This is a genomic window from Plasticicumulans acidivorans, from assembly GCF_003182095.1.
Classification (GTDB): Bacteria; Pseudomonadota; Gammaproteobacteria; order Competibacterales; family Competibacteraceae; genus Plasticicumulans; species Plasticicumulans acidivorans.
The window spans coordinates 2,501-5,433 of the sequence record NZ_QGTJ01000023.1 but is presented as its reverse complement, the minus strand read 5'-3'; the positions used below and the strand labels follow the sequence as shown (position 1 = coordinate 5,433).

2 rRNA genes (1 of these 2 cut by a window edge) are annotated in these 2,933 nt (G+C 55.8%); both read right to left on the bottom strand.

The window, feature by feature from the left end:
• Positions 1–45: 45 nt before the first annotated feature.
• Positions 46–161 (bottom strand): 5S ribosomal RNA (rrf, locus tag C7443_RS19685).
• A gap of 112 nt (positions 162–273) precedes the next feature.
• A 23S ribosomal RNA gene (locus C7443_RS19680) occupies positions 274–2,933 on the bottom strand (it continues 234 nt past the right edge of the window).

Genomic DNA, 2,933 nt, shown 5'->3' with positions numbered 1-2,933 from the left:
AAGCCCCTGACCGTTGTAATGGGTCAGGGGCTTGTTGTGTAAGGTGCCTGGCGGTGCCCTACTTTCACATGGGGAGGCCCCACACTATCATCGGCGCAGGTGCGTTTCACGTCCGAGTTCGGGATGGGATCGGGTGGTTCCACACCGCCATGGCCGCCAGGCAGTAAACGGTAATACGTGGTCAGTGAAGTCGGTGCGCGCTCAGGTTACGAGTGCTGCCCTTTCGAGGGACTTTCGCGCCATCAGACTCTTTTCAGAGCGATTGGGCGTTATATGGTCAAGCCGCACGGTCAATTAGTACTGGTTAGCTACACGCATTACTGCGCTTCCACACCCAGCCTATCAACGTCGTAGTCTTCGACGAACCTTCAGGAGTCTCAGGGACTCGGGACGTCTCATCTTGGGGTGGGCTTCCCGCTTAGATGCTTTCAGCGGTTATCCCGTCCGTACATAGCTACCCGGCAGTGCCATTGGCATGACAACCGGAACACCAGAGGTACGTCCACTCCGGTCCTCTCGTACTAGGAGAAGCTCCCCTCAAACGTCCAACGCCCACGGCAGATAGGGACCGAACTGTCTCACGACGTTCTAAACCCAGCTCGCGTACCACTTTAAATGGCGAACAGCCATACCCTTGGGACCTGCTACAGCCCCAGGATGTGATGAGCCGACATCGAGGTGCCAAACTCCGCCGTCGATATGGACTCTTGGGCGGAATCAGCCTGTTATCCCCGGAGTACCTTTTATCCGTTGAGCGATGGCCCTTCCATACAGAACCACCGGATCACTAAGACCTGCTTTCGCACCTGCTCGACGTGTCTGTCTCGCAGTTAAGCACCCTTATGCCTTTGCACTCAGTGCGCGATTTCCGACCGCGCTGAGGGTACCTTCGCACTCCTCCGTTACTCTTTGGGAGGAGACCGCCCCAGTCAAACTACCCACCATACACTGTCCCTGACCCGGATCACGGGCCGAGGTTAGAACCTCGAGTATTCCAGGGTGGTATTTCAAGGTTGGCTCCACGCGCACTGGCGTGCGCGCTTCATAGCCTCCCACCTATCCTACACAAGAAGACTCAAAGTCCAGTGTAAAGCTGTAGTAAAGGTTCACGGGGTCTTTCCGTCTAGCCGCGGGTACACTGCATCTTCACAGCGATTTCAATTTCACTGAGTCTCGGGTGGAGACAGCGCCGCCATCGTTACGCCATTCGTGCAGGTCGGAACTTACCCGACAAGGAATTTCGCTACCTTAGGACCGTTATAGTTACGGCCGCCGTTTACCGGGGCTTCGATCAAGAGCTTCGCCTTGCGGCTGACCCCATCAATTAACCTTCCGGCACCGGGCAGGCGTCACACCCTATACGTCCACTTTCGTGTTAGCAGAGTGCTGTGTTTTTAGTAAACAGTCGCAGCGGCCTGGTCACTGCGGCCCGTTCAGGCTCCGGACGCGGGTCCTTCACCTTACGCGGGCGTACCTTATCCCGAAGTTACGGTACTATTTTGCCGAGTTCCTTCACCCGAGTTCTCTCAAGCGCCTTGGGATTCTCACCCTGCCCACCTGTGTCGGTTTGGGGTACGGTTTCACTGAACCTGAAGCTTAGAGGCTTTTCCTGGAAGCATGGCATCAATCACTTCGCTCCAAAGGAGCTCGTCATCACGTCTCAGCATTGAGGTTTCGGATTTGCCTAAAACCCCTGCCTACTCGCTTAAACCGGGACTACCAACACCCGGCTGACCTAGCCTTCTCCGTCCCCCCATCGCAGTCCAGCAAAGTACAGGAATATTAACCTGTTTCCCATCGACTACGCATTTCTGCCTCGCCTTAGGGGCCGACTCACCCTGCGCCGATTAACGTTGCGCAGGAAACCTTGGGCATTCGGCGTGCGGGTTTTTCACCCGCATGATCGTTACTCATGTCAGCATTCGCACTTCCGATACCTCCAGCAGACCTTACGATCCACCTTCACAGGCGTACGGAACGCTCCCCTACCACGCGTCTTTCGACGCATCCGCAGCTTCGGTATACCGCTTGAGCCCCGTTGAATCTTCCGCGCAGGCCGACTCGACCAGTGAGCTATTACGCTTTCTTTAAAGGATGGCTGCTTCTAAGCCAACCTCCTGGCTGTCTGGGCCTTCCCACATCGTTTTCCACTGAGCGGTAATTTGGGGACCTTAGCTGGCGGTCTGGGTTGTTTCCCTCTTCACGACGGACGTTAGCACCCGCCGTGTGTCTCCCATGATTGCACTTCCCGGTATTCGGAGTTTGCATCGGTTTGGTAAGCCGGGATGGCCCCCTAGCCGAAACAGTGCTCTACCCCCGGGAGTGAGACATGAGGCGCTACCTAAATAGCTTTCGGGGAGAACCAGCTATCTCCGAGCTTGATTAGCCTTTCACTCCGATCCACAGCTCATCCCCGTCTTTTTCAACAGACGTGGGTTCGGTCCTCCAGTAGGTGTTACCCCACCTTCAACCTGGCCATGGATAGATCGCCCGGTTTCGGGTCTACTCCCAGCGACTCAATCGCCCTATTCAGACTCGGTTTCCCTACGCCTTCCCTATGCGGTTAAGCTCGCCACTGAAAGTAAGTCGCTGACCCATTATACAAAAGGTACGCAGTCACCCCACGAAGGGGCTCCCACTGCTTGTATGCACACGGTTTCAGGTTCTATTTCACTCCCCTCGCCGGGGTTCTTTTCGCCTTTCCCTCACGGTACTGGTTCACTATCGGTCGGCAACGAGTATTTAGCCTTGGAGGATGGTCCCCCCATCTTCAGACAGGATTTCACGTGTCCCGCCCTACTTATCCCAGACCTAGTTCCACATACGCACTTTAAGGTACGGGGCTATCACCCTGTATCGCCGGACTTTCCAGACCGTTCCCATAATGCGTGTGCTAAAGACTGGAGGCTATTCCGCGTTCGCTCGCCGCTACT